The organism is Burkholderia cepacia GG4, assembly GCF_000292915.1.
Taxonomy (GTDB): Bacteria; Pseudomonadota; Gammaproteobacteria; order Burkholderiales; family Burkholderiaceae; genus Burkholderia; species Burkholderia cepacia_D.
Genome location: NC_018513.1, coordinates 1,406,819 through 1,430,452, shown reverse-complemented (window position 1 = coordinate 1,430,452; position 23,634 = coordinate 1,406,819). Strand labels below are relative to the sequence as shown.

Sequence of the window (23,634 nt, the reverse complement as noted above, 5' to 3'; positions counted from 1 at the left end):
TCTGCTGGTTACGGCGGGAATGGCGGCCCGCGGCCGGACCGATGCCCGGCGGCGGCCGGCCGCCCGGGCGCGGTCGAAAAAACGGTCGCCGGACGCGATCGGGCCGTCGGCCGGCCCGATCACGCGCGCAGTTTGCCATACAATGCGCACCATCATGCACGACCGACGCCTCCATTTTCTCGTTCCGTTCGCGCTGCCGTCGGCGGCCGATGCGGCCTCGTCCCTGCACACGCTGGACAGCCCCGCGCTCGAAAAGTTGCTCGCCCGCGCCAGCCTCGTCGAGCGCGTGGCCGGCGAGGACTTCCAGCGCACGCTGCCGCACGAGCGCTGGCTGGCCCGCCAGTTCGGCGCGACCCAGGGCAACGCCGCCGACGAGGCACCGCTCGCGCCCTACATGCTGCTGGCGGACGGCGGCACCCCCGGCACGCGGGCCTGGGCCTGCGTCGAACCCGTGCACGTCGAAATCGCGCACGATCACCTCGTGCTGGTCGATCCGGCCAGCCTCGCGCTCAACGACGGCGACGCGGCCGCGTTGCTGGCGGTCGCGCGCCCGCTGATCGAGGAGCTCGGCGTGCGGCTGGAAGCGCCGCAGCCGACGCGCTGGTACCTGTCGAGCGAGCAGCTCGCCCGCCTCGCGGGCGCCGCGCCGCTGCGCGCGAGCGGCCGCAACATCGAGATCTGGCTGCCGCACGAGGCACACACCGGCGAACGCTCGCGGATGTGGATGAAGCTGCAGAACGAAGTGCAGATGGCCTGGTTCCAGCACCCAGTCAACGAAGCGCGCGAGGCGCGCGGGTTGCCGGCCGTCAATTCGATCTGGTTCCACGCGCAAGGCACGCTGAAGCCGGTCGGCAAGCCGTTCGAGCGCGTGCTGTCCGCGTCGCCCGCCGCGCTCGGCCTCGCGCGCGCCGCGCAGGCCGACGCGGGTGCCGCGCCAGCCGCATTCGACGCACTGCCCGCCGCCGCCGGCGCCACGCTGGTCGAGCTGCCGGCGCTGACCGCCCCGTTCATCGAACAGGACTGGGCACGCTGGCACGACGCGCTCGCCGCTCTCGAGCGCGACTGGTTCGCCCCGTCCCTCGCCGCACTGCAGAACGGCGAGCTGGCACGGATCGATTTCACGCTGTGCGGCGACACGAGCTCCGTGACACTGCACGCGACGCGCGGCGACCTGCGCAAGTTCTGGCGCCGCCGCGCGCTGGCGTCCCTGTTCGAATAACCAGACCTGTATGACCCGGATCGTTACCCGCCCCGTCGCGCCCGCCGACGCCGAAGCGCTCGCGCGCCACGGCCTGCATCCCGTTCTCGCGCGCCTGTACGCGTCGCGCGGCGTGCAGTCCCCGACCGACATCGAGACCGCGCTCGCGCGCCTCGTCCCACCCACCGAACTGAAAGGCTGTGCGGACGCCGCGTCGCTGCTCGCCGACGCGATCGCCGACAAGCGGCGCCTGCTGGTCGTCGCCGACTACGACTGCGACGGCGCGACCGCCTGTGCGGTCGCGGTGCGCGGCCTGCGGATGTTCGGCGCGCAGATCGACTACCTGGTGCCGAACCGCTTCGAATACGGCTATGGCCTCACGCCCGAGATCGTCGAGCTCGCGGCCGCACGCAAGCCCGACCTGCTGATCACCGTCGACAACGGGATCGCCAGCGTCGCGGGCGTCGAAGCCGCGAATGCGCGCGGCATCGACGTGCTCGTGACCGATCACCACCTGCCCGGCGACGCGCTGCCCGCCGCGCGTGCGATCGTCAACCCGAACCAGCCCGGCTGCGCATTCCCGAGCAAGCACATCGCCGGCGTCGGCGTGATGTTCTACGTGCTGCTCGCGCTGCGCGCCGAGTTGCGCCGCCGCGGCGCGTTCGCGAGCAAGGAGGCCGAACCGCGCCTCGACGGGCTGCTCGACCTCGTCGCGCTCGGCACCGTCGCCGACGTGGTGCGGCTCGACGGCAACAACCGCGTACTCGTCGCGCAGGGGCTGCAACGCATCCGCAACGGCCGCATGCAACCGGGCATCGCCGCGCTGTTTCGCGCCGCGGGCCGCGAGGCGCGTACCGCGTCGGGCTTCGACCTCGGTTTCGGCCTCGGCCCGCGCCTGAACGCCGCCGGGCGGCTCTCCGACATGTCGCTCGGCATCGAATGCCTGATCACCGACGACATCGGCCGCGCATGGGACCTCGCGCAGCAGCTCGACGTGATGAACCGCGAGCGCCGCGAGATCGAGGCCGGCATGCAGCAACAGGCGCTCGCCGACCTCGCCGACGTCGATCCGGCCGACGGATGCACGATCACGCTGTTCAATCCCGAGTGGCACCAGGGCGTGATCGGCATCGTCGCCGGGCGGCTCAAGGAGAAATTCCACCGCCCGTCGTTCACGTTCGCCCACGCGGACGAAGCCGGCACGCGGGTCAAGGGCTCGGGCCGATCGATCCCCGGCTTCCACCTGCGCGATGCGCTCGATCTGGTGTCGAAGCGCGAGCCCGACCTGATCGTCGCGTTCGGCGGCCACGCGATGGCGGCCGGCCTCACGCTCGACACCGACAACGTGCCGCGCTTCGCGGCCGCGTTCGAGGCCGTTGCGCGCGAGTGGCTGTCCGACGACGCGCTGGCGCGTGTGATCGAGACCGACGGCGAACTCGAGGAAGCGTATTTCACGCCGCAGTTCGTCGGGCTGCTCGACGAAGCCGTCTGGGGCCAGGGCTTTCCGGCCCCGCTTTTCTCCGGCGAATTCGACGTCGTATCGCAGTCGCTCGTCAAGGAAAAGCACCTGAAGCTGCAACTGGCGCGCGGCCGCCAGCGCTTCAACGCGATCTGGTTCAACCACACCGAGCCGCTGCCGGCGAGCGCGCTGATCGCGTACCGCCTCGTGGCCGACACGTGGAACGGCGTGACGCGCGTCCAGCTGATCGTCGAGCACGCGGCCGGCTGAGCGCCAAGCGCCCGGCCACCCGGCCCGCGGCGCTCGCGGGCCGCATGCGCGCCGCGCCGGACGGGGCCGCGGCGCGCATGCAAGCACACTCCGCGTCACCGGGACACCCCGCCGATCGGCTATAATTCCGCTTTTTTACGAAGCAAGAATAGCGAACGATCATGGAAGCGGAACGTCTCAACGCGATCGAAAGCTCCCTGCTCGACCTGCGCAACCGCGCGGGCGAGCTTCGGGGGTATCTTTGACTACGACGCCAAAGCTGCGCGTCTGACCGAAGTCAACAAGGAACTCGAAGACCCGAACGTCTGGAACGATTCGAAGAACGCCCAGGCGCTCGGTCGCGAGAAGAAGCTGCTCGAAGGCGTCGTCATGACGCTCACCGCGCTCGATAGCGACCTGCGCGATGCACTCGACCTGTTCGAGCTGGCGCGCGAGGAAGGCGACGAAGACACCCTCGTCGCGTCGGAAGACGACGCCGCGAAGCTCGAGGCGCGCGTCGGCGACATCGAGTTCCGCCGGATGTTCTCGAACCCGGCCGACCCGAACAACTGCTTCATCGACATCCAGGCCGGCGCCGGCGGCACCGAGGCATGCGACTGGGCATCGATGCTGCTGCGCCAGTACCTGCGCTACTGCGAGCGCAAGGGCTTCAAGGCCGAGGTGCTGGAAGAATCCGACGGCGACGTCGCCGGCATCAAGAACGCGACGGTCAAGGTCTCGGGCGAATACGCATACGGCTTCCTGCGCACCGAAACGGGCATCCACCGCCTCGTGCGCAAGTCGCCGTTCGACTCGTCGGGCGGCCGCCACACGTCGTTCTCGTCGGTGTTCGTCTATCCGGAAATCGACGACTCGATCGAAGTCGAGATCAACCCGGCCGACCTGCGCATCGACACGTACCGCGCATCGGGCGCGGGCGGTCAGCACATCAACAAGACCGACTCCGCGGTGCGGATCACGCACATGCCGACCGGCATCGTCGTGCAGTGCCAGAACGACCGCTCGCAGCACCGCAACCGCGCCGAAGCAATGGCGATGCTGAAATCGCGCCTGTACGAAGTCGAAATGCGCAAGCGCCAGGCCGAACAGGACAAGCTCGAATCGAGCAAGACCGATGTGGGCTGGGGTCACCAGATCCGTTCTTACGTGCTCGACCAGAGCCGCGTGAAAGACCTGCGCACGAACGTCGAAATGAGCAACACGAGAGCTGTCCTCGACGGCGATCTCGACGACTTCATCAGCGCGAGCCTCAAACAGGGCGTGTAAGCGCCGCGGCGCGGCCCCTCCGGTCGCGCCGCCCCTCCCGTTGCGTCGCCGCACCCACTCCGAATTCCGACCATCATGACCGAACCGACCCAAACGCAGCCCGCCGTCGCGGCGGACGAAAACCAGATCATCGCCGAGCGCCGCGAGAAGCTGCGCGCCTTGCGCGAGCAAGGCATCGCCTATCCGAACGATTTCCGGCCGACGCATCACGCCGCCGATCTCCAGGTGAAATTCGCCGACTCGGACAAGGCCGCGCTCGAAGCGAACCCGGTCGAGGTGTCGGTCGCCGGCCGCATGATGCTCAAGCGCGTGATGGGCAAGGCGAGCTTCGCGACGGTGCAGGACGGCTCGGGCCAGATCCAGTTCTTCGTGACGCCGAACGACGTCGGCGCGGAAACCTACGACGCATTCAAGAAGTGGGACCTCGGCGACATCGTCGCCGCCCGCGGCGTGCTGTTCCGCACCAACAAGGGCGAGCTGTCGGTCCAGTGCAAGGAGTTGCGCCTGCTGTCGAAGGCGCTGCGTCCGCTGCCGGACAAGTTCCACGGCCTCGCTGACCAGGAAATGCGCTATCGCCAGCGCTACGTCGACCTGATCGTCACGCCGGAAACACGCGACACGTTCCGCGCGCGCACCAAGACCATCGCGTCGATCCGCAAGTTCATGGACAACGCCGAGTTCATGGAAGTCGAAACGCCGATGCTGCACCCGATCCCGGGCGGCGCCGCGGCCAAGCCGTTCGTCACGCATCACAACGCGCTCGACATGCAGATGTTCCTGCGCATCGCGCCGGAGCTGTACCTGAAGCGCCTGATCGTCGGCGGTTTCGAACGCGTGTTCGAGATCAACCGCAACTTCCGGAATGAAGGCGTGTCGCCGCGCCACAACCCGGAATTCACGATGATGGAGTTCTACGCCGCGTACACCGATTACCGCTGGCTGATGGATTTCACCGAACAGCTGATCCGCCAGGCGGCGATCGATGCGCTCGGCACCGCGACGATCCAGTACCAGGGCCGTGAGCTCGATCTCGCGAAGCCGTTCCACCGCCTGACGATCACGCAGGCGATCCAGAAGTACGCGCCGCAGTACACCGACGGCCAGCTGTCGGACGACGCATTCCTGCGCAGCGAACTGAAGCGCCTCGGCGTCGACGTGTCGCAGCCGGCCTTCCTGAACGCCGGCATCGGCGCGCTGCAACTCGCGCTGTTCGAGGAAACCGCCGAATCGCAGCTGTGGGAGCCGACCTACATCATCGACTACCCGGTGGAAGTGTCGCCGCTCGCACGCGCATCGGATACGGTGCCGGGCATCACCGAGCGTTTCGAGCTGTTCATGACGGGCCGCGAAATCGCGAACGGCTTCTCCGAGCTAAACGATCCGGAAGACCAGGCCGCCCGCTTCAAGAAGCAGGTCGAGCAAAAGGACGCCGGCGACGAGGAAGCCATGTTCTTCGACGCCGACTATATCCGCGCGCTCGAGCACGGGATGCCGCCGACGGGCGGTTGCGGGATCGGTATCGACCGTCTCGTGATGCTGCTGACCGACAGCCCGACGATCCGCGACGTGCTGCTGTTCCCGCACCTGCGCCGCGAAGACTGACGGCCGCGCATGCGTGTGCGCCGCGCCCCGCGGCGCGCACGCGTCGGCTTTGTAACCACGCGTAAATCCCGCCTGCCGGCGTCCGACGGCTTTCGATCCTCCCCCCGTTTTACTCCCTTGCCGCAACGGCCTTCCCCGGGTTTTCCCGAGCGCGCTCGCCGGTCCCCCGCTGCAATTCGTTACACCTTGATACGGCGCGGCCCGCGCCCGTGGACGACACTCCTGTTGCGTCACCACGCATGACCACGGGACCAGAACGCGGCGCCGGAACGCCAAGTCTGCTCGCTCCCGAAGCGTGGGATCCGACCCGCACCAACGTGCGGCCGGATCGACACCGGAGAAAAAAATGGACAACCAGAATCAGACCACGCCGCAAAAGCAACGCCTCCACCCGCTCATCGCGACCGCAGCAGGCGCCGTCATCGTCGCCAGCCTCGCGGCGACAGCCGCGATCACGGGCATTTTCCCGAAGGCAAGCAGCAACAACGCGCAGAACGGCCAGACCCAGGCCGCGCTGATTGCGTCTCAGCCGGCCGTCGACACGGCCGCCGCGGCCAGCGCCGCGCTTGCCGCGCAGGCGCAGCAGCAGGCGGCCGAACAGGCCGCGCAGCAGAACGCTGCTGCCGAGAAGGCGGCGGCTGAGAAGGCAGCGGCTGAGAAGGCAGCTGCCGCACAAGCCGAACCGAAGCCCGCGCCGCGCCCGGCGGCAACGCACCACCGCCATCCGCCGGCACCGCAGCCGCCGCAATATGCGCAGCAGCCGTCCGCCCCCGCGCAGCCGACCTATTGCCAGACCTGCGGCACGGTCGTCGGGATTACGCAGACTCGCACGCCGGGCCAGAGCTCGGGGATCGGCGCGGTCGGCGGCGCAGCGGCCGGCGGCCTGCTCGGCAACCAGTTCGGTCACGGCAACGGCCGCACCGCGATGACGATCATCGGCGCGCTCGGCGGCGGTCTGGCCGGCAACCAGGTCGAGAAGCAGGTGCGTGCGGAAACGGACTACCAGGTGCAGGTACAGATGGAAAGCGGCGCGACGCGCACGTTCACGTACCACAACCCGCCGCCGTTCGGCCAGGGTCAGCGCGTCCGTGTCGAGAACGGCACGCTGGTCGGCTCGTAACGCGCAACGGATGACGCATCGCCGGGGCCATCCGTCGACGGGCGACCCCGGCAGCGCGCCGGAAACGAAAAAGGCTCGTGACGCATCACGAGCCTTTTCTTGTTACGGGAGCAGCGCGGCGCGAGTGCCGGCGCGAACCTCAGTCCTCGTCGTCGAAGTCGGATTCGTCGATCCAGTGGGCCTGGATCGCTTCGAGGATCTTCTCGCCCGAGTGGCCAGGATCGTCGGTGAAGCCGTCGAGCTCGAGGACCCACTGGCGCAGGTCGACGAAATTGATCCGCTGCGGATCGACGTCCGGATGCTTGTCTGCCAGCGCGATGGCGATTTCGCGCGAATCGGTCCATTTCATGGCCTGCTCTCCCGTGTACGTGGCGGGTCCGCAGGGCGGAATGCACGCGATCCGCGCCGCCCGACCCGCCGGTCCGTCAGTGATTTTCCTTCGCGTGGTTGATCGAGTACTTCGGGATCTCGACCACCAGGTCCGACTCTTCCGTCACGATTGCCTGGCACGACAGGCGAGACGTCGGCTCGAGGCCCCACGCCTTGTCGAGCAGGTCGTCCTCGTCCTCCTCGGACGGCTCGAGATCGTTGAAGCCCTCGCGGATCACCACGTGGCAGGTCGTGCATGCGCACGACTTCTCGCATGCATGCTCGATTTCGATCCCGTGGTCGAGCAGGTTGTCGCAAATACTCTTGCCGGGCGTCGCGTCGATCACTGCGCCGTCCGGGCACAGTTCGACGTGAGGCAGCACCACCAGTTGAGGCATGTCCGTTCCGTCAGTCAGGGTGCGGCGGCTGGCGCCGCACGGTTCAATATCGCGCGGGCCGTCGCCGGCCCGCGTGCAGTTCGTTCAGATCTCGTCGAGCCGCCGGCCCGCCAGCGCGCGCTTGATGCTCTTGTCCATCCGGCGCGCTGCGAATTCGTCGGTGCCGTCGGCCAGCGTCTTGGTCGCGGCTTCGATCGCGTCCGTGTCGTCGCCCCGTGCGATCGTGCGCAGCGCCGCGACGAGCGCGTCGACCTGCGTGCGCTCGGCGTCATCGAGCAATTCGCCGTCGGCCGCCAGCGCCGCCTGCGTCGCCTCGATCATCCGTTCGGCCTCGACCTGCGCTTCGCGCAGCGCGCGTGCCCGCATGTCGATCTCGGCGGTCTTGAAGCTGTCCTCGAGCATCTTCGCGATGTCGTCGTCGGCCAGGCCGTACGACGGCTTCACGACGACCGATGCCTCGACGCCCGAATGCTGCTCACGTGCGAACACCGACAACAGCCCGTCCGCATCGACCTGATAGGTCACGCGGATCCGCGCCGCACCCGCCGTCATCGGCGGGATGCCGCGCAACTCGAAGCGTGCAAGCGACCGGCAGTCGGCAACGAGCTCGCGCTCGCCCTGCACGACGTGGATCGCCATCGCGGTCTGGCCGTCCTTGAAGGTCGTGAATTCCTGCGCACGCGCGATCGGAATCGTCGAGTTGCGCGGAATGATCTTCTCGACCAGGCCGCCCATCGTCTCGACGCCGAGCGACAGCGGAATCACGTCGAGCAGCAGCCAGTCGTCGCCGCTGCCGCGATTGCCCGCGAGCAGGTCGGCCTGAATCGCCGCGCCGAGCGCGACGACCTGATCCGGATCGAGATTGACGAGCGGCGGCTGGCCGAAATGCTTCGCGACCGCCTCGCGGATCACCGGCATGCGCGTCGCGCCGCCGACGAGCACGACCCCCTTGATGTCGGCCGGGCTCACCTGCGCGTCGCGCAATGCCTTGCGGGTCGGCGTCAGCGTGCGCTGCACGAGCGGCTCGACGAGCGACTCGAACGTGTCGTGCGAGATCGTCTGTACGAGATGCGCACCGTTCGACAGCATCACGTCGAGCGACGCCTGGGGCGCGGACGACAGCGCTTCCTTCAGCACCCGCACGCGGTCGAGCAGCAGGCGCACATCCTCGGGCGCGAGCGCCTTCGCGTCGATGCCGGCCTGCGCGAGCACGTGGCCGAACAGCGCGTGGTCGAAATCGTCGCCGCCGAGCGCGGAATCGCCACCCGCAGCCAGCACTTCGAACACGCCCTTCGTCAGCTTCAGGATCGACAGGTCGAACGTGCCGCCGCCGAGGTCGTACACCGCGTAGAGGCCTTCGGCAGCGTTGTCGAGACCGTAGGCGATCGCCGCCGCAGTCGGTTCGTTCAGCAGGCGCAGCACGTTGAGGCCCGCGAGACGCGCGGCGTCCTTGGTCGCCTGGCGCTGCGCATCGTCGAAATACGCGGGCACCGTGATCACCGCGCCGACCAGTTCGTCGCCGAGCGTGTCTTCCGCGCGGTAACGCAGCGTCGCGAGAATCTCGGCCGAGACTTCGACCGGGCTCTTCACGCCGTCGATCGTGCGGATCTGCACCATACCCGGCGCGTCGACGAATTCGTACGGCGCGTTCGCCGCGCCTTCGACCTCGGCCTTGCCGCGGCCCATGAAGCGCTTGACCGACACGATCGTGTTGCGCGGATCGGTCGCCGCCTGATCCTTGGCCTCGTGGCCGATGCGGCGGCCGCCCTTCTCGAGATAACGGACCACCGACGGCAGCAGCGCACGGCCCGCTTCGTCCGGCAGCACTTCGGGCACGCTGTTGCGCACCGCCGCGACGAGCGAGTTCGTCGTGCCGAGATCGATCCCGACAGCGAGTCGCCGCTGGTGCGGCGCCGGCGCCATGCCCGGTTCGGAAATTTGCAGTAAAGCCATCTTGGTTCGTTCGGGCGCTCGGCCCGTTTGCTGCGCGTGCCGCGAGGCACGCGGTTAAGTTTCGAGGCGCTCGATCTGCGCGCCCACTTCCGACGCGACCCGTTCGATGAACATCAACTGGCGCACGGCCTCGGCGGCGGCCTGGTCGGCCGCGCTGTCGAGCAGCGTGCCGAGGCGCTCGAGGCGGACGCGCTTTTCGTCGCGCAGTTCGGCGAGCAGTGCATCGAGCGCGCCGACGTTGCGGGCCGCCGCGGCATCCTCGATGCCTTCGCGCCACTCTATCTGCTGCATCAGGAACGCGGGCTCCATCGCGGTGTTGTTTTCAGCACCGATGTCGACGCCGCGCAGCGTCAGCAGATAGGTCGCGCGCTTCAGCGGATCGCGCAGCGTGCGGTACGCCTCGTTCGCGCGGGTCGCCCATTGCATCGCGATGCGCTTTTGCGCGTCGCCGGCCGCAGCGAAGCGGTCCGGGTGCACCTGCGTCTGCACCGTGCGATACGCGCTGTCGAGCGTCGCCTCGTCGAGCGCGAATTGCGCCGGCAGGTGAAACAGATCGAAGTGGCTGTCTTTCAGCGAAACCATCGTCGCGTTCAATTCCGGTTCGTCGCGCGGCAAACGCCGCACATTAAAAAGGCGGCACGTGCCGCCTCTTGCCCGCATCGCGCGGAAGCCCGCGTCACACGCGGAACGATTCGCCGCAGCCGCACTCGTCCTTCACGTTCGGGTTGTTGAACTTAAACCCTTCGTTCAGGCCTTCGCGCGCAAAGTCGAGCTCGGTGCCGTCGATGTACGCGAGGCTCTTCGGGTCGACGATGACCTTCACGCCATGGCTCTCGAACACCTGATCCTCGGGGGCCAGCTCGTCGACATACTCGAGCTTGTACGCGAGCCCCGAGCACCCGGTCGTGCGAACGCCAAGCCGCAGGCCCACACCCTTGCCGCGACGGACGAGGTATTTCTGGACGTGCTGTGCTGCTTTTTCGGTCAGTGTAATTGCCATGATGTCCTTGCCGCAGCGTGCCACGGGGGCCCGCCGCGTTCCTTCACAAGCCGCTCGATGCCGCTCAGGCCGCTGCCTGATCGCCTTCCGTGGTGTCGTGGCGCTTCTTGTAGTCGGCCACGGCTGCCTTGATCGCGTCTTCCGCGAGAATCGAGCAGTGAATCTTAACCGGCGGCAGTGCAAGCTCCTCGGCGATCTGCGTGTTCTTGATCGACAGCGCCTCGTCGAGGGTCTTGCCCTTCACCCATTCGGTCACGAGCGAGCTCGACGCGATGGCCGAACCGCAGCCGTACGTCTTGAACTTCGCGTCTTCGATCACGCCGTCCGCGCCGACGCGGATCTGCAGCTTCATCACGTCGCCGCAGGCGGGCGCGCCGACCATGCCCGTGCCGACCGCGTCGTCGTCTTTCGCGAACGAACCGACGTTACGCGGGTTTTCGTAGTGATCCAGAACCTTGTTGCTGTATGACATGACTCAGACTCCTTGACTCGTTACGTCTGCGTGCGCAAATCCGCCCGCGAATGTATTCAATGCGGTGTTTAGTGTGCGGCCCATTCGATCGTCGACAGATCGATGCCTTCCTGGTGCATTTCCCAGAGCGGCGACAGTTCGCGCAGCTTGGCGATCTTGCTGTTCAGCAGTTCGATCACGAAGTCGACGTCCTGCTCCGTCGTGAAGCGGCCGACCGTGAAGCGGATCGAGCTGTGGGCCAGTTCGTCGTTGCGGCCGAGCGCACGCAGCACGTACGACGGCTCCAGCGACGCCGACGTACACGCGGAGCCCGACGACACCGCGACGTCCTTGATCGCCATGATCAGCGACTCGCCTTCGACGAAGTTGAAACTGATGTTCAGGTTGTGCGGGACACGGTGCTCCATGTCGCCGTTCACGTACGTTTCCTCGATCTGCGACAGGCCGCGCAGCAGTTTGTCGCGCAGCATGCGCACCCGCTCGTTCTCGGTCGCCATTTCTTCACGCGCGATGCGGAACGCTTCGCCCATGCCGACGATCTGGTGCGGCGCCAGCGTGCCCGAACGCATGCCGCGCTCGTGACCGCCGCCGTGCATCTGCGCTTCGATGCGCACGCGCGGCTTGCGGCGCACGTACAGCGCGCCGATGCCCTTCGGGCCGTAGGTCTTGTGCGCCGAGAACGACATCAGGTCGACCTTCAGCTTCGCGAGGTCGATCTCGACCTTGCCGGTCGACTGTGCGGCGTCGACGTGGAACACGATGCCCTTCTCGCGGCAGATCTCACCGATCGTCTCGATGTCCTGGATCACGCCGATCTCGTTGTTCACGTGCATCACCGACACGAGGATCGTGTCCGGGCGCAGCGCAGCCTTGAACACGTCGAGGTCGATCAGGCCGTCTTCCTTCACGTCGAGATAAGTGACTTCGAAGCCGTCGCGCTCGAGCTCGCGGCAGGTGTCGAGCACGGCCTTGTGCTCGGTCTTCACCGTGATGATGTGCTTGCCCTTGCCCTTGTAGAAGTTCGCGGCACCCTTGATCGCCAGGTTGTCCGATTCCGTTGCGCCGGACGTCCAGATGATCTCGCGCGGATCCGCGTTCACGAGCGCGGCCACCTGTTCGCGTGCTTCCTCGACCGCGCGTTCCGCGTCCCAGCCGTACGCGTGGCTACGCGATGCCGGGTTGCCGAACTGCTCGCGCAGGTACGGCACCATCTTGTCGACCACGCGCGGGTCGACCGGCGTCGTCGCGCTGTAATCCATGTAGATGGGCAGGTGGAGAGTCTCTTGGGTCATCTGTCGCTCCGGGTATTCTGTGCAGGGACTATGTGTGCGTTGTGGGGTGTGCGGCGCGTTCGCGCTCACGAACTCGCGATGTTGAACACCGAATTGGGGCCGAGCGGCATCGTGCGCACCGGCTCGGCCGGCGCCGCGGCGGGCTCCGGCGCGCGCCGATCGCGCAGCACCGCGGGCGCGCCCTCGCGTGCGCGCTGCTGATCGACGAGATCCTGCAGCGACACCGAATCGAGGTATTCGACCATTTTCTGGTTCAGGGTCGACCACAGCTCGTGCGTCATGCAATGGCCGTCGGGCTGCTTCGAGCCGTCGCACGTGCCTTTGCCGCCGCACTGCGTGGCGTCGAGCGGTTCATCGACCGCGATGATGATGTCGGCAACGGTAACGTCCTGCGCGCGACGCGCGAGGTTGTAACCGCCGCCCGGGCCGCGCACGGATTCGACAATTTCATGCCTGCGCAGCTTGCCGAACAGCTGTTCGAGATACGAGAGCGAAATCCGCTGGCGCTGGCTGATGCCTGCAAGCGTCACCGGGCCCTGCTCCTGGCGCAGTGCCAAGTCAATCATCGCCGTGACGGCGAAACGGCCTTTGGTGGTGAGTCTCATGGTGTCTAGGGGACTGCAATCTTGACGATTTTGGTCAAGTATAAATATTTGACGATTTTAGTCAAGTATCCATGTCTTCGACAGGGTATTCGCAGAGCGCTGAATACCCGCGATCAGCGTGCGATGCGCGCGTGGAGCGTTTCCAGCAGGCCCGCGCACGCGCGCTCGACCTGGTCGAGCACCTGCTCGAAGCCCTGCGCGCCGCCGAAATAAGGATCGGCCACTTCGGTCTCGGCCGCGCCTGGCGCAAATTCCATCAGCAGGCGCACCTTGTCGCGTTGCTCCGGCGGGCAGCGCCGGCGCAATTCCGCGAGATTGGCTTCGTCCATCGCCAGCAGCAGGTCGAACCGGTCGAAATCCACCGCGCTCACCTGCCGCGCACGCAGCGCCGACAGGTCGTAACCACGGGTGCGCGCGGCAGCCTGCGCGCGCGCGTCGGGCGGTTCGCCGACGTGCCAGTCGCCGGTGCCGGCCGAATCGATCGCGATCCGGTCGGCCAGCCCGGCCGCGCCCACCTGGTGGCGCATCACGCCTTCTGCCGTGGGCGAACGGCAGATATTGCCGAGACAGACGAAACAGATCGCAACGCGGGTCATCGCACTATCGGAAAGCCGCGGCGAGCCGCGTGGGAGAACAACGCGCCATTATACAAAGGCGCCCGGAATCGCGCCGCCGCGCAAAGCGACGGCGGCGTGCCTTACAGCGCCTTGGGTGCGGCGAGCACGACGTCGCCGGATGCGGCCGGCAACGGCTTCGTCGCGTCGTCGACCAGCCCGAACGACACCGCGCGCGCGAGTTCGGCCGATGCCTGATGAACGGCGATCGGGCCACGCGACGGCGCGTCCGCCACGGCGTGCAGATAGGCGACCGCGGCGAGCGGGACGACGATTGCCAGCGGCCAGTACATCGATATTGTCTTTCTCATGATGCGGCTCCTTGACCTCATTCCCCGAAACCCAATTTCGGGGACTACAGGCAAGATTCTATAGACCGCATCTATCGAGATAAATACATAAATAGCGAACGCACTGTTGCCGCCCGATGAACAGTCGTCAGCCGAGGTGGCTTTGCGATGCCGCGTACAGTTCGCGGAACGTGCGGCCGGTCGGCGTCGGCATGTCGCGCGTGTCCATCCAGCCGCCCATCATCGGCAGGCGCCGCAGCGCGCCACCGCTGCCGCCCAGCCGCTCGAGCACCCGCACCGCAAGCTTGGTCGTCAGCGCGTAGAGCAGCGGCCGGCGCGCGAGAAAGCCCCACGCGGCGAGCGCGGCGCGCTCGCGCCACGGCCGCAGGTGTCGCTCGACCTGCTTCTCGCGCAGCGTGCGCAGCAGGTGCGACAGCGGAATCCCGGCCGGGCATACGCTGTCGCATTCGCCGCACAGCGTCGCGGCCTGCGGCAGGTCGAGCGCGCGGTCGACCCCGACATAGCTCGGCGTCAGCACCGACCCCATCGGCCCCGGGTAGACCCAGCCGTACGCGTGGCCGCCGACCTTCTGGTACACCGGGCAATGGTTCATGCACGCGCCGCAGCGGATGCAGCGCAGCATCTCCTGGAACTCGCCGCCGATCAGGCCCGTGCGACCGCCGTCGACGAGCACCACGTAGTTGTGCTCCGGGCCGTCCTCGTCGCCGGGGCCGCGCGGTCCCGTCAGCAACGAGAAATAGTTCGACGTCTTCTGCCCGGTCGCCGAGCGCGGCAGCAGGCGCATCGCGGTCGCGAGATCCTCGAGCGTCGGCAGCACCTTCTCGATGCCCGTCACCGCGACATGCACGCGCGGCATCACCGTGCACATCCCTTCGTTGCCTTCGTTCGTGACGACCGCGACCGAACCCGTCTCGGCGATCACGAAGTTGCCGCCCGTCACCCCCATGTCGGCCGACAGGAAATGCGGACGCAGCACCTCGCGCGCCTCGCGCGTCATGTCGGGAATCTCGGTCAGCCGCTCGCGGTGGTGCGTGCGCGCGAACAGGTCGGCAATCTCGTCCTTGTCCTTGTGCACGACCGGCGCAATGATGTGGCTCGGCGGCTCGTTGTCGTTGATCTGCAGGATGTATTCGCCGAGGTCCGTCTCGATCGATTGCACGCCCATCTCGGCGAGCACCGCGTTCAGGCGCATTTCCTCGGACACCATCGACTTCGTCTTGATGACCTTCTTCACGTCGTGCCGGCGCGCGATGTCGGCGACGAGCCGCGCGGCGTCCGCGGTCGTTTCCGCGAACAGCACCGTCGTGCCCCGCCGCGTCGCCTCGCGCTCGAACGCCTCGAGCCACACGTCGAGGTTCTCCAGCGCACGGTCGCGGCGCGCCTTGAGCGCCGCGCGCGTCGCCGGGAAGTCGATCGCGGTCATCGCGTCGGCGCGCGCCGACACGAACTTCGTCGACAGCTTCTTCAGGTTCTGCTGCAGGCGCTGGTCGGCCAGCTTCTGGCCGGCACGCGCCTTGAAATGCATCGATTGGACTTGCATCGCGGTATCGGGGATAAGTGAGCGGAACCGGGCGTCAGACGTCGCCCGCCAGCACCTGCGCGACGTGCAGCACGCGGGTGTCGCGGTCGCCGGTGCGGCGCAACCGCCCTTCGATGTTCAGCATGCAGCCGAGATCGCCGAGCACGACGGCGCCCGCGCCGGATGCGCGCACGTTCGCGCATTTCTCGTCCGCGATGGCCGCCGAAATGTCGCCGTACTTGACCGCGAACGTGCCGCCGAAGCCGCAGCAGTGCTCGCAGTCCTTCATCTCGGTGACGGCCACGCCGCGCTGCGCGAGCAGCGCGCGCGGCTGCGCCTTCACGCCGAGCTCGCGCAGGCCCGAGCACGAGTCGTGATAGGTGACGGGCCCCGTGAATTCACCGGGCGCGAGCGTGACCTTCGCGACGTTCGCGAGAAAATCGGTCAACTCATAGACTTTCTGCTGGAACCGCCCGTAGCGCCCCATCAGCTCCGGGTCGTCGCGGAACAGGTCGCCGTAATGCGCGCGGATCATGCCGCCGCACGAGCCCGACGGCGCGACGACGTAATCGAACTGCTCGAATTCGCGCAGGGTCTTTTCCGCGAGATCGCGCGCGAGCGCGCGGTCGCCGGAGTTGTAGGCCGGCTGGCCGCAGCAGGTTTGCGCGGGCGGCACGAACACCTCGTAGCCGGCGTCGCGAATCAGTTTCAGCGCCGAGAAACCGATTTCCGGACGCATCAGGTCGACCAGGCAGGTCACGAACAAACCGACTCGCATACGCGCTCCTTCGAGAAAACGGCTCTCATTATCCGCCGTTTGGCCGGTAAGACCAACGCCGGCGCGCGCGCAAGTGCACGCTGCCGGAAACGAGGACTTCCTCGAACGGCGTTCGCTTTTTTCACGATACGAGATACAATCGTCGCAACACCGCTTGACGCGTCAACCGATTCCTCCCCCGACATGAGCCAACCCACCCCGGATTCCAAAACGTCGATCCAGGTGATCGAACGCATGATGCGGCTGCTGGACGCGCTCGCCGCGCACAGCGACCCCGTCAGCCTGAAGGAACTTGCGCAGCGCACGGAGCTGCATCCGTCGACCGCGCACCGCATCCTCAACGACATGGTGACCTGCCGCCTCGTCGACCGCTCCGATCCCGGCACCTACCGGCTCGGCATGCGGCTGCTCGAGCTCGGCAACCTCGTGAAGGCGCGCCTGTCAGTGCGCGACGCGGCACTGATGCCAATGCGCGAGCTGCACCGCCTCACGGGGCAGACCGTGAACCTGTCGGTACGCCAGGGCGACGAAATCGTCTATATCGAGCGTGCGTATTCGGAGCGCTCGGGGATGCAGGTCGTCCGCGCGATCGGCGGCCGCGCACCGCTGCACCTGACGTCGGTCGGCAAGCTGTTTCTCGCGGTCGACGAAACGTCGCGCGTGCGCGCCTATGCGACGCGCACCGGGCTGTCCGGCCATACGCAGAACAGCATTACCGACATCGCGAAGCTCGAGCGTGAGCTGACGCTCGTGCGCCAGCAATCGTGTGCGCGCGACAACGAGGAACTGGAGCTGGGTGTGCGCTGTATCGCGGCCGGCATCTACGACGACTCAGGCAAGCTCGTTGCGGGCCTGTCGCTGTCCGCACCGGCCGACCGCCTGCAGGACGCATGGCTCGGCCAACTGAGCCGCACCGCGCTGACCATCTCGGAATCGCTCGGCTACCGGCCCGCGCCCGCGAAGGACGCGGAAGGGTTGCAACGGCACGCATAAGCCGCGCCACCCGCCGTACCGCGCCCGAACGAAAAAAGCCCCGCGATTGCGGGGCTTTTTGTTTGCAGCTATCGGACGACTGGCACGGCGGCGAACCGCCGTGGCCCGATCAGGTGCCGCCGGTCGCCGTGTTGGAGGCCGTCAGGCGCTCGCCGCCGCCGGCGTCGAGCCAGTTGCGCAGGCGCGCCGCGTCCGCGAAACGCGAATACTTGCCGAACGAATCCAGCAGCACCATCACCATCGGCCGGCCATGGATCGTTGCCTGCATCACGAGACATTCGCCTGCCTCGTTGATGAAGCCCGTCTTCTGCAGGCCGATGTCCCACGAGCCGTTGCCGCGGATCAGCGCGTTCGTGCTGTTGTAGACCAGGTTGCGCTTGCCCGTATTGACATCATAAGTACGGTCGGTCGAGAACTGGCGAATCATCGGGTACTGGTACGCCGCATTGACCATCTTCACGAGGTCGCGCGCACTCGACACGTTCGAGCTCGACAGACCCGTCGAATTCTCGAAGTGGGTGTCGTTCATCCCGAGCGCCTTTGCCTTCGCGTTCATCGCGGCGATGAACGCCGGACGGCCGCCCGCGTAGTAACGCGACAGCGCGGCAGCGGCGCGGTTTTCCGACGCCATCAGCGCGATGTGCAGCATGTCCTCGCGCGACAGGATCGAGCCGACCGACAGGCGCGAGCCCGTACCCTTCTCGTAGTCGCGATCTTCGTCGGTGACTTCGATCTGGTCGGTCATCGGCGACTTCGAGTCGAGCACGACCATCGCCGTCATCAGCTTCGAGATCGACGCGATCGGCACGACGGCGTGCGAATTCTTGTCGAACAGCGGCTCGCCGGTGTTCTGGTCGACGACGTACGCCACGCTCGAGCGCAGCGCGAGCGCGTCCGGCGTGTCGTGCAGGCCGAACGCCTGGCCGACCGTCGGGCGACGCGGCTGGAACGCGACCCTGCGGACCGCGCCACGGTGGCCGTGCACGTTCGACGCGAGCGTCGCGCGCTTGCGCGTGGCCTTCGGCGCATCGGCCGACGCGACGTTGGCGGATTTTGCGGAAGCGGCCTTCACCGTCTTCTTCTTCGCGGACGAAGCGGAAGCGGCTTTCCTGGCGGCCTGGTGGGTATTCGCAGTGGCGGCAAAGGCGTCAGCGGGCGTGACGGACGCAGCGGTCGCCAGCAAGGCGACGGCGACCGACACAGCCGTGCCGAGCGTCATGCTCTGCAACAATCTGCGCGGTGAAAACGATTCGGCTTTCATTGGGGTCTGGACAAAGCGGGCGGGAGGTTTCCGCAAGTGTAGTTAAAGCTTAAAAAAAGAGCAATATTAGGCACTTACCGATCGTCGTTAAACCGGAATGTAAGGGTCGATCACGCAAAAACGATCAACCCTCCCGCCCCCATCGAAAAAATTGATGGGATGCGCTGCCCGACAGTACCCGTCTCCCGATTACCACGCGGTTAATTGAGATAACGTCACTTCGGCGACAAATTAAAGCGGGGAAAGTACGGATCCGGCGCTCGGCGTGCCAACGACACCGGTCTCGGCCATGGCGGCGGCACGTCGCCACGGCACGCACATCGAAACGGCGCGTTTTTCGACAGGAACAGAAGCATAACGTTCCACACGCCTGTCAGGTTTACCTGTGCATGATCATGGTGCGCCGCGCGCGCCCCGGCTATGTGCGCACCATGTGGGAACGCGCCTGAAACCGATTCCGAACGACCACGATAACTTGTTGTTTTATCGATAATTTGTCACGATTGTGCAACGCACAAAAAGTGCTTGACAAGCATTTTCTCTGCCCTAAAATACGACTCATTGTTGCGTTGCACAAAGCACGCACATCCGAGGTTCCCCAGCGTAGTGCCCTTTACCCCTGCGATCGACGCGATCGCTTTTCAGGAGCTTGACATGTCCTTGCTGACCCCCGAGCAAATCGCCGCCGCCCAGAAAGCCAACCTCGAAAGCCTGTTCGGTCTGACGACCAAGGCATTCGAAGGCGTCGAAAAGCTGATCGAACTGAATCTGCAGGTCGTGAAGTCGACGCTGACGGAGAGCCAGGAAAACGCACAGCGTCTGCTGTCGGTGAAGGACGCGCAGGAACTGATCGCGCTGCAAGCGAGCCTGACGCAACCGGTCGCGGAAAAGGTGCTGTCGTACAGCCGTCACCTGTATGAAATCGCGTCGTCGACGCAAGCCGAGTTCGCGAAGGTTGCTGAAGCGCAATTCGAAGAGCAGAACAAGAAGGTCCAGGCCCTCGTCGACAACGTCGCGAAGAACGCCCCGGCCGGTTCGGAAACGGCTGTTGCCGCACTGAAGTCGGCACTGAACGCCGCGAACACGACGTACGAAACGGTCCAGAAGGCTGCCAAGCAAGCCGTCGAGATCGCTGAAACGAACTTCAACGCGGCTGCCGCTGTCGCGACGAAGGCTGCGAGCGCTGCCGCATCGCGCCGCACGAGCAAGCCGGCCGCGTAAGCGTCCCCTGCTCCTGAAAAAGCCGCGCACTGCGCGGCTTTTTCGTTTCCGGCGCCGGAACGCGCGCGCATCCGGTCGTCGCCCGTCGGCGCTGCACGGCAGTGGGTAGCCGCCGGTCGCGGGCAAAAGAAAACGCCGCCGTCCGGATTCCCGGGCGGCGGCGTTTTTCGTGGCCGGCGCGAGGCCGGCCATGCCGGTCGCGTTACTTCTTGCGTTGCGGCGGCAGGTCGGTACAGACGCCTTCGTACAGTTCGGCGGCCATGCCGACCGATTCGCCGAGCGTCGGGTGCGGATGGATCGTCTTGCCGATGTCTTCCGCGTCCGCGCCCATCTCGACGGCGAGACACACTTCGCTGATCAGGTCGCCCGCGTTCAGGCCGACGATCCCGCCGCCGATCACGCGATGGGTTTCCTCGTCGAAGATCAGTTTCGTGAAGCCTTCGTCGCGGCCGTTCGCGATCGCGCGGCCCGATGCGGCCCACGGGAACACGGCCTTGCCGTACTTGATGCCTTCGGCCTTGCACTGGTCTTCCGTCTTGCCGGCCCACGCCACTTCCGGATCCGTATAGGCCACCGACGGGATCTGCAGCGCGTCGAAGTACGCCTTCTCGCCGTGCGCGGCTTCCGCTGCGACGTGGCCTTCATGCACGGCCTTGTGTGCGAGCATCGGCTGGCCGACGACGTCGCCGATCGCGAAGATGTGCGGGACGTTCGTGCGCATTTGCTTGTCGACGTCGATGAAGCCGCGGTCGGTGACGGCGACGCCGGCCTTGTCGGCGCCGATCTTCTTGCCGTTCGGGCTGCGACCCACCGCGACGAGCACGAGGTCGTAGCGCTGCGCTTCCGCCGGCGCCTTCTCGCCCTCGAACTTCACGTAGATGCCGTCTTCCTTCGCTTCCGCGCCGACCGTCTTGGTCTTCAGCATCACGTTGCCGAAGCGCTTCGCGTTGTACTTTTCCCAGACCTTCACGAGATCGCGGTCCGCGCCCATCATCAGGCCGTCCATCATTTCGACGACGTCGATCTCGGCGCCGAGCGTCGCATACACCGTCGCCATTTCGAGGCCGATGATGCCGCCGCCGATCACGAGCATCCGCTTCGGCAACTGGCGCAGTTCGAGTGCGCCCGTCGAATCGACGACGCGCGGGTCCTCAGGCATGAACGGCAGCTTCACGGCCTGCGAGCCCGCGGCGATGATCGCCTGCTTGAACTTGACGACCTTCTTGCCGTTTTCGCCCTGCACTTCCATGTGATACGGATCGACGAACGCGCCGACGCCGGTGACCACTTCGACCTTGCGCGCCTTCGCCATGCCGGCGAGGCCCGTCGTCAGCTTCTTGACGACGCCGCCCTTGAAGTCGCGCAGCTTGTCGAGATCGACTTCCGGCTTGCCGAACGAGATGCCGTGCGACGCGAGCGCCGCGGCTTCGTCGATGACGAGCGCGGTGTGCAGCAGCGCCTTCGACGGAATGCAGCCGACGTTCAGGCAGACGCCGCCGAGTGTCGAGTAGCGTTCGACGAGCACCGTCTTCATGCCGAGGTCGGCGGCGCGGAATGCGGCCGAGTAGCCGCCGGGGCCGGCGCCGAGCACGAGCATGTCGCATTCGATGTCGGCGGAGCCGCTGTAGCTGCCTGCTTGCGGAGCGGCGGCCGGGGCGGCGGCGGGCGCGGCGGCCGGAGCCGGTGCTGCGGCCTTCGCGGGTTCGGCTGCTTTCGCGGGCGCGGCTGCGCCTGCCGAGGCTTCGACGATGGCGATCACGGTGCCTTGCGAGACTTTCTCGCCGGCCTTGACCTTGATTTCCTTGACCGTGCCGGCGACGTCGCTGGGCACTTCCATGGATGCTTTGTCCGATTCGAGCGTGATGAGCGTTTGCTCTTTTTCGATCACGTCGCCCGGCTTCACGTTGACTTCGATGACATCGACGCCGCTGAAATCGCCGATATCCGGAACCTTGACTTCGATGAGACTCATTACTGTCCCCTTCTTGATTAGCTGCAGACAGAGAGGGAGAGACCCGCGATTGACCCCGAGACTACGGCCGGACAAAAGAACGGGAATTTGGGCAGAACCACCTTTGCTGTCCGCCCAAGGACGCGCCTTTCTTTTGGTTACTTTTCTTTGGAAGACAAAGAAAAGTGACCGCCGCCCCGCGCAGGGGCGACGCTAATAGACCGTTAGCGAAACAGGTTCAACGACAGGGCGTGGAAAACCAACAAAAAACCCACGCCCCCGCGAGCACCCTCCCCGCTCATCAAAGAATGATGCGACGGAAATCGGCAAGCAACGCGCCGAGATACGCATTGAACCGCGCGGCTTCCGCGCCATCGATGACGCGATGGTCATACGACAGCGACAGCGGCAGCGTCAGACGCGGCACGAACTGCTTGCCGTCCCACACCGGCTTCATCTGGCCGCGCGACAACCCGAGGATTGCGACTTCCGGCGCGTTGATGATCGGCGTGAAGTTGGTGCCGCCGATCCCGCCGAGCGACGAGATCGAGAAGCAGCCGCCCTGCATCTGGTCCGGCTTCAGCTTGCCGTCGCGCGCGGCCTTCGACAACTCGGCCATTTCCTTCGCGATGTCGACGAGCCCCTTCTTGTCCGCATCGCGGATCACCGGCACGACGAGACCGTTCGGCGTGTCGGCGGCGAAACCGACGTGGTAGTACTGCTTGAACACCAGGTTGTCGCCGTCGAGGCTCGCATTGAAGGTCGGGAACTTCTTCAGCGCCGCGACGACCGCCTTGATCACGAACGCGAGCATCGTGAACTTCACGCCCGCCTTCTCGTGCTCCTTGTTCAGCTGCACGCGCAGTGCTTCGAGCTCGGTGATGTCCGCTTCGTCGTTGTTCGTGACGTGCGGGATCATCACCCAGTTGCGATGCAGGTTCGCGCCCGAGATCTTCTTGATGCGCGACAGCGGCTTCGCCTCGAACGGGCCAAACTTCGAGAAGTCGACCTTCGGCCACGGCAGCAGGTTCAGCTCGCCACCGCCTGCCGGCGCGGCTGCAGCGGCCGGCGCTGCGCGCTGGCCCGTCATCACGCCCTTCACGAAGCCGGTGACGTCTTCCTTCGTGATACGGCCCTTCGGACCGGTACCCTGCACGCGTGCGACCTCGACGCCGAGTTCGCGCGCGAACTTGCGCACCGACGGCGATGCGTGGCTCGCGCGGTACTCGCCCGACGACGCGGCAGCCGGCGCGGCGGCAGCCGGAGCCGGTGCAGCCTGCGCGGGTGCCGGCGCGGCAGCCGGAGCCGGCGCAGCAGCGGCCGGAGCCGGTGCGCTTGCCTGCGGTGCGGCAGCAGCCGGTGCACCGACGGCGTCGAGCAACACGATCAGCGTGCCTTCCGACACCGAGTCGCCCACCTTGACCTTGATTTCCTTCACGACGCCGGCGGCCGGGCTCGGCACGTCCATCGTCGCCTTGTCCGACTCGAGCGTGACGAGCGACTGCTCCTTCTCGACCGTGTCGCCGACCTTCACGCCGATCTCGATCACCGGGACGTCCTTGTAGTCGCCGATGTCGGGCACCTTGACCTCGAGCGTGCCGCCCGATGCAGCGGGAGCGGCAGCCGTTGCTGCGGCAGCCGGTGCTGCGGCAGCCGGTGCTGCGGCAACCGGCGCCGGCGCTGCCGCCGGAGCCGGGGCTGCTGCCGGCGCGGCCGCGCCGTTCACCTGCGCCGCGGCGCCGCCGTCGAGCAGGATGATCAGCGAGCCTTCCGACACGGAATCGCCGACCTTGATCTTCACTTCCTTGACCGTGCCGGCTGCCGGGCTCGGGACGTCCATCGTCGCCTTGTCCGACTCGAGCGTAACGAGCGACTGCTCGGGCTCGACCGTGTCACCCACCTTGACGAGCACCTCGATGACGGGCACGTCCTTGTAATCGCCGATATCCGGCACCTTCACTTCGATCGCTTGACTCATCTTT

At 66.5% G+C, this 23,634-nt stretch carries 22 protein-coding genes; 7 read left to right on the top strand and 15 right to left on the bottom strand.

The features are described from left to right. Positions 1–142: 142 nt before the first annotated feature. The 5 genes from GEM_RS06520 to GEM_RS06495 all read left to right on the top strand — a co-directional run bounded on the left by GEM_RS06520 (position 143) and on the right by GEM_RS06495 (position 6,915). A complete protein-coding gene (locus GEM_RS06520) occupies positions 143–1,219 on the top strand; it encodes a hypothetical protein (RefSeq protein WP_041490466.1) in 1,077 nt (358 codons plus the stop codon). A 10-nt stretch (positions 1,220–1,229) separates the two neighbouring features. Beyond that, on the top strand, positions 1,230–2,927 hold the full coding sequence (recJ, locus tag GEM_RS06515; protein WP_014896635.1) for a single-stranded-DNA-specific exonuclease RecJ: 1,698 nt from the start codon (positions 1,230–1,232) through the stop codon (positions 2,925–2,927). A gap of 161 nt (positions 2,928–3,088) precedes the next feature. Further along, positions 3,089–4,193, top strand: a protein-coding gene (gene prfB, locus GEM_RS06505; RefSeq protein WP_148283807.1) for a peptide chain release factor 2 whose coding sequence is annotated in 2 segments (ribosomal slippage) — positions 3,089–3,169 and positions 3,171–4,193 — 1,104 coding nt in all. Because the reading frame shifts where the segments join, the coding sequence is not laid out codon by codon here. Between the two features lie 75 nt (positions 4,194–4,268). Continuing rightward, positions 4,269–5,795, top strand: coding sequence for a lysine--tRNA ligase (gene lysS, locus GEM_RS06500; protein WP_014896633.1), 1,527 nt, complete (start codon positions 4,269–4,271; stop codon positions 5,793–5,795). Between the two features lie 346 nt (positions 5,796–6,141). Then, a complete protein-coding gene (locus GEM_RS06495; protein ID WP_014896632.1) occupies positions 6,142–6,915 on the top strand; it encodes a glycine zipper 2TM domain-containing protein in 774 nt (257 codons plus the stop codon). Positions 6,916–7,054: 139 nt separating this feature from the next. Here the strand turns inward: GEM_RS06495 and iscX are convergent, their stop codons facing one another. The 12 genes from iscX to GEM_RS06435 all read right to left on the bottom strand — a co-directional run bounded on the left by iscX (position 7,055) and on the right by GEM_RS06435 (position 16,226). Continuing rightward, on the bottom strand, positions 7,055–7,264 hold the full coding sequence (gene iscX, locus GEM_RS06490) for a Fe-S cluster assembly protein IscX (RefSeq protein ID WP_014896631.1): 210 nt from the start codon (positions 7,262–7,264) through the stop codon (positions 7,055–7,057). 76 nt (positions 7,265–7,340) lie between these two features. Beyond that, entirely contained in the window at positions 7,341–7,682 is a 342-nt protein-coding gene (fdx, locus tag GEM_RS06485; protein WP_014896630.1) for an ISC system 2Fe-2S type ferredoxin, read from the bottom strand. A gap of 84 nt (positions 7,683–7,766) precedes the next feature. Next, positions 7,767–9,635: a Fe-S protein assembly chaperone HscA gene (gene hscA / locus GEM_RS06480; protein ID WP_041490465.1), complete on the bottom strand. Its 1,869-nt coding sequence runs from the start codon at positions 9,633–9,635 to the stop codon at positions 7,767–7,769. A 54-nt stretch (positions 9,636–9,689) separates the two neighbouring features. Next, positions 9,690–10,217 carry a Fe-S protein assembly co-chaperone HscB gene (gene hscB / locus GEM_RS06475; protein WP_041490626.1) on the bottom strand — a complete coding sequence of 176 codons (528 nt, stop codon included), beginning with the start codon at positions 10,215–10,217 and terminating at the stop codon, positions 9,690–9,692. Between the two features lie 94 nt (positions 10,218–10,311). Continuing rightward, on the bottom strand, positions 10,312–10,635 hold the full coding sequence (gene iscA / locus GEM_RS06470) for an iron-sulfur cluster assembly protein IscA (RefSeq protein WP_014896627.1): 324 nt from the start codon (positions 10,633–10,635) through the stop codon (positions 10,312–10,314). Positions 10,636–10,699: 64 nt separating this feature from the next. After that, positions 10,700–11,107, bottom strand: a complete 408-nt coding sequence (gene iscU, locus GEM_RS06465; protein ID WP_006754131.1) for a Fe-S cluster assembly scaffold IscU — start codon at positions 11,105–11,107, stop codon at positions 10,700–10,702. A 68-nt stretch (positions 11,108–11,175) separates the two neighbouring features. Continuing rightward, positions 11,176–12,399, bottom strand: a complete 1,224-nt coding sequence (locus GEM_RS06460; protein ID WP_014896626.1) for an IscS subfamily cysteine desulfurase — start codon at positions 12,397–12,399, stop codon at positions 11,176–11,178. 65 nt (positions 12,400–12,464) lie between these two features. Next, a complete protein-coding gene (gene iscR, locus GEM_RS06455) occupies positions 12,465–13,004 on the bottom strand; it encodes a Fe-S cluster assembly transcriptional regulator IscR (RefSeq protein WP_006760276.1) in 540 nt (179 codons plus the stop codon). 113 nt (positions 13,005–13,117) lie between these two features. Further along, on the bottom strand, positions 13,118–13,600 hold the full coding sequence (locus tag GEM_RS06450) for a low molecular weight protein-tyrosine-phosphatase (RefSeq protein ID WP_041490464.1): 483 nt from the start codon (positions 13,598–13,600) through the stop codon (positions 13,118–13,120). A gap of 101 nt (positions 13,601–13,701) precedes the next feature. After that, positions 13,702–13,929 carry a hypothetical protein gene (locus tag GEM_RS06445; protein ID WP_014896624.1) on the bottom strand — a complete coding sequence of 76 codons (228 nt, stop codon included), beginning with the start codon at positions 13,927–13,929 and terminating at the stop codon, positions 13,702–13,704. Between the two features lie 127 nt (positions 13,930–14,056). Beyond that, the gene (locus GEM_RS06440; protein WP_014896623.1) at positions 14,057–15,469 is read right to left on the bottom strand and encodes a lactate utilization protein B; all 1,413 of its coding nucleotides are present in this window, start codon (positions 15,467–15,469) and stop codon (positions 14,057–14,059) included. Positions 15,470–15,503: 34 nt separating this feature from the next. Next, positions 15,504–16,226: a (Fe-S)-binding protein gene (locus GEM_RS06435; protein ID WP_014896622.1), complete on the bottom strand. Its 723-nt coding sequence runs from the start codon at positions 16,224–16,226 to the stop codon at positions 15,504–15,506. A 183-nt stretch (positions 16,227–16,409) separates the two neighbouring features. Here GEM_RS06435 and GEM_RS06430 point away from each other — a divergent pair, with 183 nt between their 5' ends. After that, positions 16,410–17,219 carry an IclR family transcriptional regulator gene (locus GEM_RS06430; RefSeq protein WP_014896621.1) on the top strand — a complete coding sequence of 270 codons (810 nt, stop codon included), beginning with the start codon at positions 16,410–16,412 and terminating at the stop codon, positions 17,217–17,219. Positions 17,220–17,328: 109 nt separating this feature from the next. Here GEM_RS06430 and pbpG read toward each other — a convergent pair whose 3' ends face one another. Further along, the gene (pbpG, locus tag GEM_RS06425; protein WP_014896620.1) at positions 17,329–18,480 is read right to left on the bottom strand and encodes a D-alanyl-D-alanine endopeptidase; all 1,152 of its coding nucleotides are present in this window, start codon (positions 18,478–18,480) and stop codon (positions 17,329–17,331) included. 654 nt (positions 18,481–19,134) lie between these two features. Here pbpG and GEM_RS06420 point away from each other — a divergent pair. Beyond that, a complete protein-coding gene (locus tag GEM_RS06420) occupies positions 19,135–19,701 on the top strand; it encodes a phasin family protein (protein WP_014896619.1) in 567 nt (188 codons plus the stop codon). A gap of 202 nt (positions 19,702–19,903) precedes the next feature. Here the strand turns inward: GEM_RS06420 and lpdA are convergent, their stop codons facing one another. Together lpdA and aceF are read right to left on the bottom strand one after the other, a co-directional pair. After that, positions 19,904–21,673 carry a dihydrolipoyl dehydrogenase gene (gene lpdA / locus GEM_RS06415; RefSeq protein WP_014896618.1) on the bottom strand — a complete coding sequence of 590 codons (1,770 nt, stop codon included), beginning with the start codon at positions 21,671–21,673 and terminating at the stop codon, positions 19,904–19,906. Between the two features lie 280 nt (positions 21,674–21,953). Then, positions 21,954–23,630, bottom strand: a complete 1,677-nt coding sequence (gene aceF / locus GEM_RS06410; RefSeq protein WP_014896617.1) for a dihydrolipoyllysine-residue acetyltransferase — start codon at positions 23,628–23,630, stop codon at positions 21,954–21,956. Positions 23,631–23,634: the final 4 nt, after the last annotated feature.